Consider the following 17,211-nt stretch of genomic DNA (forward strand, 5'->3'; position numbering starts at 1 on the left):
GACGGAAGGAGTCGTTTCTCATGAAAGTCCAAACCGGTCCGGCACCCGCGGTTCAGCAGGCTGCGCGGATGGACGTCAAGCCGACGGTTTTTCGCATTCTGCTCGCCATCAGTCTGGTGCATCTGTTTAACGATACGATACAAGCGGTGATTCCGGCGATCCTGCCGATTCTCAAAGACAAGATGAGTCTCAGCTACATGCAGTCCGGCGTCATCGTATTCGCCTTGAATATGACCGCTTCGGTCATGCAGCCGGTTGTCGGTTTTTATTCCGACCGCAAGCCGATGCCGTACATGCTGCCGATCGGCATGGGCTTTACTTTTCTCGGCGTCTTGGGGCTGTCGCTCGCGCCGAATTACGCACTCATTCTGCTGTCCGTTCTGCTGATCGGCGTCGGCTCCGCCATCTTTCACCCGGAAGGCTCGCGCGTCGCTTATATGGCCGGTGGCTCCCGCCGCGGCTTGGCCCAGTCGATCTTTCAAGTGGGCGGCAACTCCGGACAATCGCTCGCTTCGGTCATGACGGCGCTCGTGTTCGCCCCGCTGGGGCAGCTCGGCGCCTTATGGTTTACGGCCGTGGCCGGGGCAGGCGTCCTCGTCCAGCTGTATATCTCCCGATGGTATCAGGGATATATGGCGGCCAACCCGCCGCAGGCCCGGAAAAGCGGCTCCCGCGCCATGAGCCCGGCCCGCAAGAAGCAGATCGCGTTTGCCGTAGGCATGCTGATCTTTCTCGTGTTTGCCCGTTCCTGGTACCATGCGGGCATTACGATTTATTATCCGTTCTACTTGATGGACAAATTCGGCATCAGTCTGGAGCGCGCGCAGATGTACATTTTCCTGTTCGCTGCCGCAGGCGCGCTCGGCACGTTTATGGGCGGCCCGCTGTCCGACAAGATTGGACGCCGGAACGTTATTTTTATGGCGATGCTCGGTGCGGCCCCATTGGCTCTGGCGCTGCCTTATGCCAATGCGTTCTGGACTTACGTTATCCTGCTGGTGAACGGCTTCATCATCCTGTCGAGCTTCTCCGTCACCGTCGTCTATGCGCAGGAGCTGATGCCCGGCAAGGTCGGCACCGTGTCCGGCCTGATCACGGGCCTCGCCTTCGGACTCGGGGCGCTCGGCGCGGTAGGTCTCGGCAGCTTGATCGACACCTTCCATCTGCCGTTCGTCATGCAGTTGGTCAGCTTCCTGCCGCTCATCGGCCTGCTGACGTTCTTCCTGCCGAGCGACCGTACGCTGAAGCAATGGGCGCAAGAAGCGGAGTAATACGCGCAATATGAAAAGGCCGTTTTGGAATCGAATTCCGAAACGGCCTTTTCTTCGTATGATGAAATTATCCGGAGTAACCGGTCCAAGAAATATCATCTACGGTGATCTGCGCACCGTTGGCGCCGTTCGTCGGAGCGCCAACATGTTTGATTTTGAGGTCAAAGTTCCCCGGGATATTTAAATTGTTGACCGTAAAAGTTTCCATCGTATCCAGCGTCAGGGTATACGTTCCTTTGGATACGTTGTTAATGAACAGCTCTACTTTACGTTCCCCGGCTCCCGTGAAACCTTTCAGCAATTTTACCGAGAAGCTTCCGATTCCGCCCGGAATATTAGATGCGCCGATTTCCCCTGCAGCCGCCGCTCCCGAACCGGTACGTTCCGCTTTTAGCATAATCCCTTTTCCGTCAATGACGTAAGTCGACAAATCGGTCCGTGCCGATACGTAGTTCCAAGTGATCGAGTTAATCCCAGCTACCGTACCGGAGGCATATGAGCTGGAAGGAGCTCCGATGCCGTCCAGTTTCTCGATGTTCCAACCGGAGGCATTGGCTGTGATCACATCCACCGCATTGGAATCTCCGTTGTACGGTCCGCCCGTCACGTTCAGCTTGAACTTGTACGCCGTTCCCGGTATCAATCCGTACACGGTTGCCGTTACGGAGCTTGCGCCTAGCGCTCCTTGCGTGTCTGCTTCCGTCCAAGCAGCTCCCCCATTGGCGGACTGCATCATTTTGACGGATGCGGCGCCGGCCGGAGCCGCAAAGCGAAGCGTCACGCTTGTGGAAGTTTTCGCTCCGTACACCAGGTCCGTAATCGTCATGCCGCCGGGAACGGTAATATCCGCGGAATCCTTGACTTTTACTTGAGCGCTCTCGTTAAACCGGCTGGATGCGCCGATTACGTCTACGGTGTTCCCGTTTCGATAACGGAACTGATCATACGTCAGGCCGATCCGGTTATCGACCCGTACCCGTACTTGCTCGGAAGCTTTTACCGCATCGAATTCAAATGTGCCGTAATCGTTAATCTTCGTTAAATTGGCGATCGTGACGCCGCTCAGCTTGACGAGTTGCCCGGCGTTGGCAGGGCCGACCTGGGCAGGCGTAACGTTAAGCGGAGATGGAACCGCTTCGGTCGCGGATTTGACAACTCCGTTTTTATCCGCATTGACTTGAAGCTCTCCATTGTATTTGCCGATCAGACCGGTGACGATTACATGGTCCCCGGGATTGATATCGATGCCGCTTTGAAAAATGTATATGCCGCCAGTAGCATCTTGGAGATAAAAGCCTTTGCTTCCCCAAATGCCCGATTTCGATGTGGCTACGCCTTCGATCGTTACTTTGCTGTTGTCAGCCGCCGCGCGTGCTTGCTGGATCGTAACCTTACCCAAATCCGGGCCCGGCTCAGGCGCTTTCGCTTTGGCGATTCGCCCGTCTCGGACGTACGCGATGTCACCTTTGTAATTCCGTACGAAGGCAACCGTGGCCTCCAAATCTTCCGGTCCGGTGACCGGATTTTTGCCAAGCTGACCGATCGGAGCGTATTTTGCTCCCGTGGACGTATACATGAAGTTGTTCACCACAAGCGTATACGTCTTGTTGTTGTCAATCGGCGAGCCGTCCGGCAATGTTTTTTTGGTGATTTTGCCCGTAGCGGCATCATATTCATACCGGAAGCCGCTGATGCTGTAGTCCGGGCCGAATGTAGAAGAAATCTGGGCATTGACGATGGCGTCCAAATCTTTCCCTTTAATCTCCACTTTCATCAGCACGTTATTGAACGGCTGGATATTGAACAGCTCACCCCACGTGATGGGCCCGGCGTTCAGGTTATCGCGGATTCCGCCGCCGTTCATCATCGCAAAATCGGCGTTCATCGACCATCTCATGCCATCCGCCAGCAAATTGCCCAGCGCATTGTCGCCGTCGTTCGCGTAGCCACCCGTCATCGGAATGGTTGCATTGCCTACGACTTCGTTGATCATCGGAGCGATTCGGTTTTCATACTTCTTAATGATGTTACTTATTTCAGCATCCGGCTGAATGGCGTCTTGTCTCGTATACACGATCTCCGCTTTTTTGCTTACGATATCCTGAGTCACCGGATCGATTTCCAGATCGATGTCAGCCAGTGCTTTGCCATACTCCCAAGCCTGTACGATCAGCTTGTTGTTCACCGTTCCGTTCACAATCACATGATTGTGCGCCGCCACAATAACGTCCACTTCCGGATCGATATTTTTAGCCAGCGTCGCGGACGCTCCGGTAACGGTGCCGTTCGCTCCTTGCGTTGCGTCCATATGGGCCAGAACGACCATCGCTTTAACGCCTTGGCTTTTCAGCTCCGCTGCCGCCTTGTTGACCGCCTGAGCTTCGTCTGTGAACTGAATGTCTTGAATGCCCGCCGGCATCACCATACCGGCTGCCGATGTCGTAACCACGCCGATAAAGCCGACTTTCACCCCGGCCACTTCCACGACCGCATACGGAGGCAGGACGGTTTTGCCCGTATCTTTATACACGATATTGGCTGCAAGCAGCGGGAATCTGGTACCCTTGTAGTTTTCGGTGCCCTTCGGATGCGTTCCGCCGTTCACCATACGCAGCATTTCTGCGGTACCTTCGTCAAATTCGTGGTTGCCGACCGTTCCGACATGGAAACCCATCGTTTCCGCCACTTCAATGGTCGGCTCGTCTTGAAGCAGGGCCGATACCGGAGAGCTTCCGCCCCACAGGTCGCCCGACTCGACAAGCAGCGTGTTCGGCTGTGCCGCCCGGCGCTGTTTCATGTAGGCCGCGACGTAGTCCATCCGGCCGACATAAGTGCTTTCGGTGACCGAAGGATTCGCCAGCGTCGGCACGTTTTTCTCGTAGTACGTTTGATCGATTTTTCCGTGAAGGTCATTGATGCTCAGCAGTTGTACCGGGATATTGCCTGAAGCGAGCGTCGTCGTCTCCAATGCTGCCGGTTCGGATTTGGTTCCGTTACTGCCGATCGTCGATACGCTTACTCTGTACGCCGTTCCTTTTTCCAGTCCGATGAAAGAATAATAGGAGTTCCGTGTGGTGGCTTCCGAACCGACCTGCTTGCCGTCTTTCGTAAACAAGCTGACGCTGTACCCGGTCACCTTGCTGTCGGCAGCTGCTTTCCATCTGGCCGTCAGACCATACATTCCCGTCGAAACAGTCAGGCCTGCCGGCGGCGCGGGTCTGACAACATCATCGTCGCTGCTTCCGCTTCCCGACGAGCCGCCCCCTGTCGGGGACCCGGCCCCATTCGAGCCCGTGATTTTCTTGTCGCCGACTTTCGTTTCGACGTTGGCAGCCAGTTCGAGCTTATTAGGCTCCTTTTCAAACGTGCTGCCGTTTTTATTGACGATCGCCTTCTCAATTGTTCCACTGCCTTTGATTGTGCTCGCCGCATTAAGCGTCAACGTTTTTACGGCAGCTTGTTCCCCTACCTGAATAGAGCTGTTGTCCGCTTTCTCGTTGACTTTCAACTGCTCGACGACGCCTCCGCTTAAGGTGACATTCGCAGCAGAGTCCAGTGTCAAAGCGTTTACCGTTCCGCCTTGCACATTCAGACTCGAACCTTTTCCTTGCTCGCGAAGCGTAAATGCTTTAAGATTCCCGCTTACTAATATGATCGTGACGTTCGATGCGTTCACGGACACCTCATCGAAGGTTCCGGCCAGTGTGGCCGTAGAGCCGGCAGGCATACGAGAGGTAAGATCCACCTTGCCGAAGGCCGCGCCCGACGAGCCGTTCGTTTCGAGCTTTGCTCCCGAATTCAGACGTACTTCACCTACTGTTGTCGTTCCCTTGGCGAGCAGACGGACTTGTCCGTTCGTTTTGCTCACCGTCACTTGACCGAGCTTGGAATCTTCGATGACGATGCTGTTCGGACCGCCACCGCGCACGATGGTACGGCCTTTCACCGTCACGTTTTTCAAGTCGGCATTGCCTTCGCCGATGCCTTCGGTCAAAATCAAATCGCCGTCGATGTCCATGTTCTCCAGCTTCACACCGGCCGAACGGACAATGACATGACCCTCGGCGCGGCCATTGTATGTACCCGCCTGATCATAAGAAGCGGTTTTGGAAGCGAGCGGGTTGGCGCGATTCAGCGTCATAACCGCCTCGGCCCGGGTAATCGACCGCGCGGGCTGATAGGTACGATCCGGATATCCCCCCATATACCCCCGAGCGGCAACCGTTCGCACGGCTTCCCGGCTCCAGCCCGGAATGTCGGCGGCATCCTGAAACGCAGGGCCGGACTGATCCGATGCGGAGAGCTTCAGCAGCCCTTGGAGCATAACCGCCACTTCCTGACGGCTCACCGGTTGATTTGGCTTGAAGCTTCCGTCCTCGTAACCGTTAATGTAGCCTGCTGCTTTCGCGGCCGACACTTCATCGCTGTACCAATCTGCCGGTTTTACATCCGAGAAACCGGAGGCGGCTTTCTGCGTCAAGCCGAACGCCCGGTTCACAAGCGCAACGAATTCCGCTCTCGTAATGGAGGCATCAGGTTTGAACGAACCGTCCTCGTAACCGTTTACCAGTTCAAGGTCGGTCCAATTGCGGATTTCTTTTTCCGCCCAATGACGGACGTAATCCCCACCGGAAGCGGCTGCCGATACTGGCGAGACAGAAGGCAGTTGACCCGCGAAGAGCATAGTGAAAGACAATAAAATGCCGGCGGATTTCTTTAACGTTTTTCTTAATATCAATTCCCGATCCCCCTCTTAAAATAAAAAATGGGACGACACCAATGTCGAACCATGTCCAGTATACATTTTTTGTGTAAATCGCACGTAAAGTGCAGCATAAGGTTTTATTAAGGAGGATCCTACGTTGTCGACTTCAACTTCCCAGTTACATACCTTGAAACAGACTTTCATCCTGTGGCTGCCTCAGTTGAAACATTTCGTACAGCAAAAAAGCGGTTGAGCAAAAATTTCTGCTCAACCACTTTTTCACAGCTTACTTGCCGTAGGAGCCGCTTGAAAACGTGCTCGGATCCCACCATTTGTAGCCCGGCGAAGGAGCAGCCCAGGGCTCGGATTTCGGCTCAACCGTTTGCTCCGGAATCTCATTCTCCGCCCCGCTCGTCAGCAGCGGAGTAACCGGGTCCAATTCCAAGCCCTGTACCTCGTCGAGCGTCCGGTAATTTTCCTTCTTGCTGAGCCACTGGACAACATTGACCAGCAGCACGCCGTCGTCGACTTCTTTGAAGCCGTCGTACGTTTTTTTGGACTGGCCGTTCTCTTCCCGCTTGTACTTCGGCGTCGCATCTTCCACGGGGGAGGAATCGCCGATAAAGGCGGCCTTGCCGAGTCCTACCTTCGCCACGGCGACATACGGCCCTTCGGCCAAGCCTCCGCCGGCGTACACGCCCTTGTCCACGGCATTGCCCCATCTTGCCGTAGTGGACGGCAGATAGACGATGCCTTTGGCTTTTTTCGGATCGACAATCGCGATCGTACTGCCTGCGTGCATCGCCACGGCTTTGACGCCTTTGGTAATGCCGAACGCTTGGGCCGGTTTGACGATCGTCGTGGCGTTAAGGTCGCCGAGCGCGTTGTAGCGGAAGCGGACGCCGAAATTTTTGCCGAGCCAATCGGAGCTCTGCACGCCCTGCATGGCCGCCGAGTTCGCTTCTTCGGCGCTCATCCCTTTGGCCGGATTGCTCCATGCCCCGCGGCGGTAGCCGTTGAACACCTCGGAGGCGTCCCAGCGGTTTTTGTTCCGGTCGGCATTGTAATGGTCGGATACGAAAAAGATGCTGCCGCCCTTCTGCACGTATTCGAGCATCGCCGCCTGCTCCGTCGTTTTGTACGGGATATTCGCTTCCGGGATGACGAAGACGTCGTAATCCTTCAGGTCGCCGTACGTAATAGGCTCCGACTTGCGCAGCTCCTTCACATAGTATCCGCTCTTGGCGATGCCACCCGCAAAATCCGAGAACCCGCCGTCGATGACCCAGTCTGCGGCGCCGGCCGTTTGGGCGTGCGTATTGTCGAACAATACCTTCATTCCGTTGGCCGGGCCGACCGGTTGAAGGAAAGGGGCCGGATCGGAAGAGCCCTCGGCGAACGCCGCGCCCGTTCCGGTCAAAGAATGGCTGAGCGGAAGCGCAATAGCGAAGGCCATCAGCGCCTTGAGCGCTTTTTTACGAAAATCGATCATAGCTTTGGATTCTCCTCCTTGTTACAGCTCTTCGATCACGATATCGTCGATGTTGATTTGGGCGGACACGCCCGACCCCGTAGGACGGGAAAGGTACATAAAAAATTGATTCGTGCTCTGCAAACCGTTGAACGTCCATTGCAGCGTCGTCCATTCCGTTTTGATCTCGGCCATAAAATCTTTGTACTGCGTTTTGGCGGAATAGTTCTCGGTATCTGATTTGCTTCCGAAGCCGACCACAAATCTATGAGTCGCTCCCGCATCGTTCGAAAGCTTGGCCTGCAGGGTGACCCGGTATTGCTTCTGCGGATTAATCGGGAATGCGTCGGCAAACAAATACAGTTTGTTCTGCGTGTTTTGATTCGTCCGCCATTTCAAGGAGCCCGTTCCGGATACTTTGACGGCCGTATCCTTTTTGGCGTTCGTGCCAGCGTTATTAAATGCGAGCTTGTTCGTCCAATTCGTAAATGTATCGGAAGATCCCAAAGTCCCGTTCACCGACTCGAACCCGCCGTTCGCGAGCAAATTGACCGTTCCGGTTCCGCCGTCGGCCGCTGTCGTCACATTCGGCTTCGCGGCATTCGCGGACAACGTCTTGTTGCCCGCTCCGTCGACCGCGACGACGCCGACATACACGTTCTCTCCGACATTCCAAGCGAAGGTCGCCGTCTGTACGCCGCGCGCGATGCGGGTCTGGCCGTATACAGTATCCGCAACCGTAGGGGCGGAGCCGGTCTTAGCGACAATCTCGTAATGATCCACATCCAAGGAAGCCGAATCCGTCCATGTAACTATCACATTGCTCTTGCCGTTGCCGTTCACGCCGTCATCCGCCGAAGTCGGCTCGTTGACGGCAAAAACATCCGGCGCGGTCGTATCCGACTCGCTGACGGTCAGAGTCAGTTGGACCTTCGTCGCGTAGCCAGCAACGGCGCCTTCGAAGTGATAGGTGCCGCTGACGCTGGTATCAACGGCCGCCGGATTCCATTCGACATTAACGAGCTTCGTGCTGCCGTCGCTCATCTTCGCCTGGACTTGGGCCGGCAAGCTGTACCCTGCGCCCCGGGCAGCCGCGGCCGCGATCGGATCGATGCTCTGAATTCCGATAAAGGCGATAGCCAAATTATTTTTCACCGCGCCGTTGACTTTGGAGGCATCTCCACCGGTAAATGCCGCGTTCGCAAACGTAAACGTCAGGTTGTTGAAGCTGTCTGCCGTCCGGTGGCCGGACGCCTTGCCATTCACTTGAACCGTGAGCTGCGTGGCGCTTGTGCGGACAGCCGATACGGCGAGTCCCGCCGGCAGCGATCCGATCAGCAGCTTGCCGGCAGCTACGAACTCTTCTCCTGCCGCGCCCGTGAACGTATCGTTGGCCAGCGTAACGATGAGCGGGGTACGATTATCGATGCTGCCGTCGTCGGCAGTCGCTTCCTTAAATGCGCTCACGGAATAAGACAATTGAGCTTGCTGCGGCGTGCCTCCTTCGACAAACTCCAGAGACGCGTATGTGTCGGCGAATCCTTTTTGACTCATATAAGCGTTATTCGTAATGATTCCGGCAATCCGAACCTTCTTCCCCGCTGCCTGTGCCCGGCTGAACACTCCGTCGCGGTCGGCTTTCTTAAACTTTACGATGATCGTGTTCGCTTTGTCCGTGCCCGGCGCATCCGCCAGCAAAATGCCGTATCCCGGAAAGCTCGGGTTCGCATCGGCGTCGACGATATATCCTTCGACCGTCGCACTAGTGCCGGTAGCCAGTGCCAATGCCGCCGAAACCGTAAGCGCCGCCGGCACATCGCGGACCGTCAAGGTCAGCGCCGCTTTGCCCGCATAGCTGGAGACGGTGCCTTCGAACAGGAACGTTCCCGCCACCGAAGTGTCCGCTGCGGCCGGATTCCAGCTTACGTTCACCTGCTGCGTCGTACCGTCGCTCATGTTCGCCGTCACCTGTGCCGGAAGCATATAGGTCGCGTTCTTGTCCACGGCCGCTTGAACCGGCGCAATGCTCTCGATCTGCAGAGGCTTCGTCTGCGCCTTCACCAGCAGTTGGAACGTCTTCGTAGCTGCGGCGGTTCCGCGGCTGATCGTGGCGGTCAGCTTGACGGAAGCGTCGTTCTCGCCCATCGCGGGACGCTTGACGGCACCACTCGGGGAAACAACCGTTTCGTTGTCCGAGGTCCAAGCGATGGAAGTTCCGTTCAATCCGGTTCCCGGCAGCTTGAGCGCCGTCGTCACTTGATTCACGTCCGGATTTCCGTTCAAAATAACTGTATCTGTCAGCGCATTTTGAGCCGAGGCGACAGCTTGCGCGTCAGTCATAGCGCCCGCTTCCAGCACGAGCACATAAGCGGCGCCGACCGCTTGCGAAGACGATACCTCAAGCACCGTTCCTTCCGGTTGAGGCGGAATGGAGACGGCAAACTCTCCGGTGACCCCGTCGGCTTGGGCCGTACCCAGCGTCTGCGGACCCGTTTTGACCGTCACCGCCGCTCCCGGTTCGACCGTACCTGTTACGATGGCGTCCGAAGCCGTTACCGCATTCACGGCAGGCTTCACCTGCGGCATTTTGACCGTCAGCGTGAATTCTTTAGCCGCTTGTGCGCCGCCCCGGCGAATCGTTGCGATCAGCACGACATTCACATCTTTCGCCAGTCCGCTGCGCGTTACTTTGCCGGTGCCCGGATCGATCACCCCGGCTTGGCCGGCGTCTTTCAGCGACCATACGATGGTCGTGCCCTCCACTCCGTTTGCCGGAAGCGCCAAGGATGCGCTGTAGCCGTTATAAGTCAGGGCCAAAGCTTCTTTAGCCTTGTTCACGGCTTCCGCATCCGTCATCGTGCCGGAGGATAGTGCCTTTACGGTCACGTTGAACGTCTTGGTCTGCACCGCCGCGCCTTTGCGGACCGTCGCGGTCAGCATCGCTTGTCCGTCCGGCATGCCTGCGGCCGGGCGCGTCACTTTGCCTGCAGCGGAAACGAGTGCGGCGTTGCTCGTTGCCCATGTCACTGTGCTGCCGTGAGGCCCTACCGACGGCAGCGTTAAATCGGACGTCACGGCGCTCGTATCGCCGAGCGTCAGCGCTTCGGCATCCCGTGCGGCCGCTTCGGCGTCGCCGTTTGGAGCCGGAACGACGGTCGCGAGGAAGGACGTCTGCGCGGTGCCGCCTTTATTGTCGTAGACGCTCACCGTGACGGTCGCGCTGCCTACGGAAATCGGGGCAACCATAAGCTCGGAGCCGTTTACGAACGCATGCACAATGGCTTCAGAGGAAGATGAAGCTTGATACGTCAGCGCATCGCCGTCCGGGTCCGTGAAGGTCGAAGCCACGGAGATCGTCCGGCTTCCGCCCGCAAGCGTCAGCGTCAGATCGTCCAGCGCCTTCGCGAGCACGGGCGCGCGATTGGCCTGCGGCTCAAGCGGCTGTTTGGACAGCGAGGCTTTGGACGATTCGTTGCCGCTCGTATCGAAGGCCGAAAGCTCGAAGAGGTACGGTTTGCCATACGTCAGCTCCGTTACGGTGTACGTCGTAGCCGTTACGGAAGCGGTATGTATTTTGACCCCGTCCCGATAAATGTAATAGCCTTTTAAATCCGTTTCCGTATTGGCTTTCCAGCCCAGCTCCACCGCACTGATCCATGCCGTAGCTCGAAAATTGCTCGGCTTGGCCGGAGCCGTCCGGTCGGACGAATCCCCGGAGCCCGAGCCGGACGAAGAGCTTCCCGAACCGGAAGAGCCGGAACCCCCGTTTCCTCCGCCATTGATCGTGCCGATATTGGAGCTGTTGATGTTCTTGCCGGCAACGATGACCGTCACGTCTTTGCCCAGCTCGAGATGCTTCGGCGCCTTATCGAGTGAAGCTCCGTTCACGTTGATGACCGCGTTCTCGATCGTACCGCTGCCGCTAAGAGCTACCGGAGCATTAATCGTCAGGCGCTTGATTACCGCCGGTCCGTCGATACGCACGGCGTCGCGCCCCGCTCCCGGCTCGACCGTCAACCGGTCGACAGTGCCGCCGCGAAGCTCCAGCCTCGTATTCGGGCCGATGCTCAGTTCGCTTACCGCGCCTTCGTTCACGACGATCGTCGTAACAGCGCCGACGATACGAGACGATACGCGCGTCGAGGAGCCTTTTTCCAATTCGACCGATACGCCGGCGGCAAGCACCTGTATGTCTCCGAATTGGCCGGCCAGCTTAATTGCCGAACCGGCTGGCGTCGGCGTGTCCACGATCACTTGACCGAATGCTTTCCCCGCTGCTTTGCCCGTCCGGTCTTCCAGCTTGCCGCCGGATTTCAGGCGCACCTCGCCCATCTCGGTGCCGCCGCCCGCAACCAGCCGGACATTGCCGCCCTTTTTGTTTACGACGACCGTCCCCAAGGAAGAATCGTCGATGAGAATGCTGTTCGGACCGCCGCCCTTGACAAGCGTCGTCCCTTTTACGTTTACATGCTTGAGCGACACGTTTCCTTCGCCGACGCCTTGCGTCAGCACGAGGTCCCCGGCAATCGTCATGTTCTCCAGCCTCACGTCGGGAGAAGACACGATCACCGAGCCGTCCGCCGCCTCCCGATACGTCCCGGCCTGATCATAGCGAACCAGCTTGTCCGAAATGTGCTTGGCGCGATCCAGCGTGACGACGGCTTCCGCGCGGGTGATCGGACGATCCGGCATATAGCTGCCGTCGGGGTAGCCGTTCATGTACCCTTGGGAGACCACGGCTTCAATAGCCGCCTTGCTCCAAGACGGAATCGTCCCCGCGTCTTTAAACTTGGCGACGGCCGAATTTTGCGCCGAAGCTTTCGCTTGGAATAGCCCTTGCAGCACGACAGCCGCTTCTTGCCGGGTAATCGGCACGTTCGGCCGCAAGGTGCCGTCCTCGTATCCACTCACATAACCTGCCGAGCGGGCTTTTGCGAACTCGTCATAGTGCCAGTCTCCCGCCATCACGTCGCTGAAGTCGACGGACGCCTTATCCTTCAAACGGAAAACGCGGTTGACCAGCGCCACAAACTCCGCGCGGGTAATGCTCGCGTCAGGACGAAACGTGCCGTCCGGATAGCCTTCGCTTAAATCGAGATCCTGCCAATTGGCGATTTCATTTTTCGCCCAATGGCCGGCAGCATCCGCCGCCGCCCGTGCCGTCTCCGGACCGGACATTCCCGCCGATACGGGAAAAGCAAGCGATGCGACCAATACCCACTTTGCTGCTTTCTTGAACAGCATAACCATCCTCCCGCTTACAAATTTGGATACCTTTATGACAAGGAATAGTAATACTGTCCTAGATTAGCAAAGTTTTGTTAAGGGATTATATAGAGTTATATGAAGATTCTGTTAATCTCAGGTCTCGAGACTCATCCGTTCCACACCCTGCCTGAGCTGCTCCTCGGACAAATGCGGAAAATTGAAGTACGCTCCGTACCTTACTCCCGCTTCCGTCTCCACCCGTGCTTCCGACCAACGAACGCCGCGGGCCTCGCAGGCTGCGCGGTAGTCCAAGTACTCACCTTCCGTCCCCAGCCACCAGCCGAAAATATGAAGCCCCGCGTCGCTTTCGACAAACCGGAACCGGTCCGACAGTTCGCTCGTGAGTATTTGCATGAACAAGGCAAACTTGCGGCTGTAGATCCGCTTCATCCGCCGCAGATGCCGTTCATACTCCCCGGAAGCCATAAAAGCGGCCAGCGCCTTCTGCTCCATCAGGTTGGCCGGGTGCGGCTCGTACAGCGCTTGGGCGCGGACGAACGGCTGTACGAGCGAAGGCGGCAGCACCGCATAGCCGATGCGGACGTCGGGAAGCAGCGTTTTGGTGAAGCTGCCGACGTAGACGACGCGCTCCTCGCGGTCGAGCGTCTTGAGCGGCTCCAGGCTTTTGCCGCGGTGGCGGAACTCGCTGTCGTAATCGTCCTCGACGATGACGGCTTCGCACTCGTACGCCCACCGCAGCAGCGCCTGCCGCCGCTCCAGGCTCAGCACCGCCCCCGTCGGAAACTGCCGCGTCGGCGTCACGAACAGTGCCCGCGCCTCCCAATCCGCGGGCACGATGCCCTGTGCATCGACCTCCGCGTCGATGCACCGTCCCCCGGCGGCCCGGATGGCCCGGCGGATGCCCGCGTAGCCCGGCGTCTCGGCGACAGCCGGCTCGCCCGGTTCGACCAGCAGCTGCGCGAGCAGCGCAAGCGCCTGCATCGAGCCGCCCGTGACGGCGATATGCCCGGCCTCTACGGCGATGCCGCGGGCACGGCGCAGATAGCGGGCGATGCCTTCGCGCAGCGGCCCGTAGCCTTGCGGCGGGCACTCCCCGCGGCCCGCGCCGGCGGCGGTCAGCTCGCGCACCGCGGCGTAAAGGCAGCGGTTCCACGCCTCGCGGGGAAAAGCGTCAAGGTCCGGCGCGAAGCAGTCGAAATCGACGGCCAGCCGCGGCACCATGCGGCCGCGGGGCGAGGCCGATTCGAGCCGCTCCCCCCAAGCCGACAAGCGGTACGACGCTTCCGGGCGGGCCTCGCCCGTGCCGCCCTGCCCCTCCTTGCGGAAAGCGACGTAGGTGCCGCTCCCGGTCCGGCACTGCAGATAGCCTTCGGAGGCCAGCATCTCGTATACCTGATTGACCGTCCCGCGGGAGAGCCCGTACAGCCCGGCCAGCTCCCGGGTGGACGGAAGCCGCAGCCCGTAGGCGAGAACGCCTCCGGTTACCCCGTCGTGCAGAGCATGGTAAAGCGCCAAAAGCTTCGTCGGATAACGCTCAAGATAAGCGTGGTAAGCAATGTGAAAGTGCATTTCCGATATCATCCTTTCAAGACGGAAGGTTCGTTCACTGTAAGTGGTCCAATAAAAAAAGTCTAGATTGATGATTTTCCATTGTCAATGTAACAAAAAAAAGAAACGGCCGGGCTTCTATGCCCGCCGTCTCTTAACCACGTCCCCCCTGCTATGCCGTTGTCCCAATATATAACCCAAATCCTTCCAGATGCGATCAACTTAGAGTCAGCGTACCATCCCAATCGGCAGGCGCTCCGTTCTGAAAGTAGTCGTCGCACAGATAAAAATACAGCCGGGCCGCTTGATCCCAGCGGTTTCGCCTGATGATCTGCAGGAAAGCCTCTCGGGCATCGTAAAATCGTCCGTTCTGATACCATTCGACAGCCGCTTCAAAGGCGGCCCGGGTCTCCTCCTTCAACTTCCGCACCTCGGCCCGGTCCCCTTCATAAACATCGTAAAGCCGGACCGCGCGATCCTCGCCGTACGGAAGCCCCCGTCCGAGCGAGCGGATGGAAAATTCCGCGGGATTCGCAAGCTGTTTGTGAAACGCCTCCGTGACCAGGACGGACACCCCAAGCTTGTCGGTCAGAGCTTCGAGCTGCTCTGTCCGGTTCACATGCTCGGAAATAACTCCTCCCTCCATCCGCTTTTCCTCCCCGATGACCCCCAGCATAACCGGGCCGTGATGAATGGCGATTCCCATATCGATCGGCGCTTTGCCGGCGCTTGTCCGCTCGTCGTTATATTGTTCGAGCGCCTTTCTCATCTCCGTCGCCGCCTTCAAGGCCCGATCGGCTTGCGACGGAAACAACGCCAGAAAGCCGGCGCCCAAATATTTGCTGACGAAGCCCTCCTGATGGCGGATGACCGGACCGAATCTTTTCAAATAGGCATTAATAAGGTTGAAGTTTTGCTCCGGCGTCAGCTCGCGCGAAAACCGGTAAAACTCCCTCATATTCGAAACCAGAATGCACATTTCCTGCTGCACCTGATCGCCCAGGTGCACGTCCACAATGCTGTCTTTACCGATAAACTTCAAAAACTGCTGCGGAACAAAGCGGTAGTAAGCCTCGCTAAAGCTGGTGATTTCACCGATGTAATTCCGGATATGGATCGCCATCATGTTGAAGCGGTCGCCCAAGTCCGCAAGCTCGTCCCGCGAACGGATATCGACAGCCACTTCCCATTTCCCGCCCGCAATTTCGTTGACGCTGGCACGCAATCGGCGGATGGAGATCGAGATCGACAAGGCGATGGCGCTGAATAAAAGCAAAATAACGAGCGTGATCAGCCCCATATTGCGGATAATGACCAGCTTTAAGTCCTGATTGTGCTCCCTGAGGCCATTCGCATCCTTGCCCGTTTCATAAACCCCGACCATTTTCCCGGAGGAGTTATAGACGGGACTGAGCGCATAAATCCAATACCCTCTGGAGTCGTCCGTCGAGCCGGTAACCGCCTTCCCCGTCTCGATGACCTGCCGGTAATCCGGCGTCAGCTCCATCGGCCGGAACATCGGCACGCTGCTGTCATCATCCATGACGACAAACAGCTCTCCATTCTCCAGCTTGTATAACGTCGTATACTGCCCCTCACGTTTGCCGCCCAAGGAACCGTACAGGGCCGATAGGCTGCTGCGAATCGTGCGGTAATCGCCGTTCATGTAATCCAGCGGAGAGTTCAGCTTCTCCAATTCGTCTCCCTTGACGAAATAATTGCTTCCGGCGGCAACGAGCAGGAAGTTATTCTCCACCTCATGCTCCAGCTTCTCCGACACTCTCTGGTAAACCGCCTCCGACAGCCAAAGCATGGAAACGACGACAATCGGCACAAAGGCGATCAGGAACTTAAGCATCAGCGGCACCTTCCGGTCCAGCATATGAACATAAACGAACCGGTGCAGCCAAATGACCAGTGCCAGCTCCACCAGCGTCAGGAACCAGAATAAGTACCCCAGGGCCGTATCTCTCGCCGTATAGGCAAAGGCTGAAAAAGACTGCGCAATCGTCCCGTCCCGGTCCCTCTTCACGAACTGATTCTCGGTCACGGCAAAAATGCCGCCGTTGGGCGATGTATAGACGTGCAGTAGCGTTCCCAGCTTGCCATGACCGGCTTTGTCAAAAAGCGTCTGATTCAGCAGCGATTCGACGATATACGGCTCCTGCGGATCGAGCCGGCTGATATCGTTCAACTGCTCGTTGACAAAAACGAGACGATGCTGCGGATCGACTCGCAAGGACAAGGCAATGTCGCGGGCCGTTCTGTCCATTCCCGGCAGCGGATACACCAGGCGGGATTCTCCATTCGGAAGAACCTGAAATATCCGGTCTTTTTTCGTGGAGTAAAATCGGCCCTCCGGACTTACGCCCGCCGCATCGGCCGGCAATTCGCCGGCCGGCAGCGTCGTGCGGAACACTTCCTCTCCGGTGCTGCCGTTCAGAGGCAGCGCATGCAGAATGACGGAGTTGCCTTCCAGGATGTAGTAGTACAGGCGGTTGTCCTGCACCGTCAACGACCGGATTTTCCCGACGCGGAGCATCGATTCGGTAGGGGTATCGTAGCGGTATTCGGCCAATGTGCGGACGCTGCTTCCGTCCGCGCTGATTTTGACGATGTTCTCCCCCGTCACGTATAGGCCGTATGGATCAAGCCGCGTATTCAGCACATAGACGCTGCCTTCGTCGTCGGCAACCAAGCCATTATATTGATTCATTCCGCCCGATACATTCTTGCTTACCGAGTGGGTGTACAAAATGCTGCCGTCCTTATCGGTCTTGATAATCGTGCGCTTGGACTTCCCGATGAAATACAAACGGTCCGCCGAATCCGCGGTCACTTTGTATATGCCTTCAAACGCCAAGGAGCGGTTCCAAGGAAGAAGAGCGACGCCTTGCTCCGCCGTGCGGTACAGCCCCCAGCCCGTCAATATAATGGCTGCGACAAGCAGTAAAAGGAATATTTTCTTGTTCATCCGCTATGGTTTC

5 protein-coding genes and 1 pseudogene are annotated in these 17,211 nt (G+C 57.4%); 1 reads left to right on the plus strand and 5 read right to left on the minus strand.

Translation table 11 applies throughout. From position 1 onward, the window contains the following. Positions 1-20 precede the first annotated feature (20 nt). The gene (locus NI000_RS06725; protein ID WP_253408910.1) at positions 21-1,271 is read left to right on the plus strand and encodes an MFS transporter; all 1,251 of its coding nucleotides are present in this window, start codon (positions 21-23) and stop codon (positions 1,269-1,271) included. 67 nt (positions 1,272-1,338) lie between these two features. Here the strand turns inward: NI000_RS06725 and NI000_RS37075 are convergent, their stop codons facing one another. The 5 genes and pseudogenes from NI000_RS37075 to NI000_RS06755 all read right to left on the minus strand — a co-directional run bounded on the left by NI000_RS37075 (position 1,339) and on the right by NI000_RS06755 (position 17,198). Then, a complete protein-coding gene (locus NI000_RS37075; protein WP_375540947.1) occupies positions 1,339-6,009 on the minus strand; it encodes an S-layer homology domain-containing protein in 4,671 nt (1,556 codons plus the stop codon). A gap of 259 nt (positions 6,010-6,268) precedes the next feature. Next, positions 6,269-7,468 (minus strand): annotated as a pseudogene (locus NI000_RS06740) (DNA-binding protein); the annotation flags it as partial. Positions 7,469-7,489: 21 nt separating this feature from the next. Further along, a complete protein-coding gene (locus NI000_RS06745) occupies positions 7,490-12,691 on the minus strand; it encodes an immunoglobulin-like domain-containing protein (protein WP_253408913.1) in 5,202 nt (1,733 codons plus the stop codon). A gap of 117 nt (positions 12,692-12,808) precedes the next feature. After that, positions 12,809-14,245: a MocR-like pyridoxine biosynthesis transcription factor PdxR gene (gene pdxR / locus NI000_RS06750; protein WP_253408915.1), complete on the minus strand. Its 1,437-nt coding sequence runs from the start codon at positions 14,243-14,245 to the stop codon at positions 12,809-12,811. 196 nt (positions 14,246-14,441) lie between these two features. Beyond that, positions 14,442-17,198 (minus strand): adenylate/guanylate cyclase domain-containing protein, encoded by a 2,757-nt coding sequence (locus tag NI000_RS06755; protein ID WP_253408917.1) that lies wholly within the window; start codon positions 17,196-17,198, stop codon positions 14,442-14,444. Positions 17,199-17,211: the final 13 nt, after the last annotated feature.

This window comes from Paenibacillus tyrphae (genome assembly GCF_024158745.1).
Lineage (GTDB): Bacteria > Bacillota > Bacilli > Paenibacillales > NBRC-103111 > Paenibacillus_G > Paenibacillus_G tyrfis_A.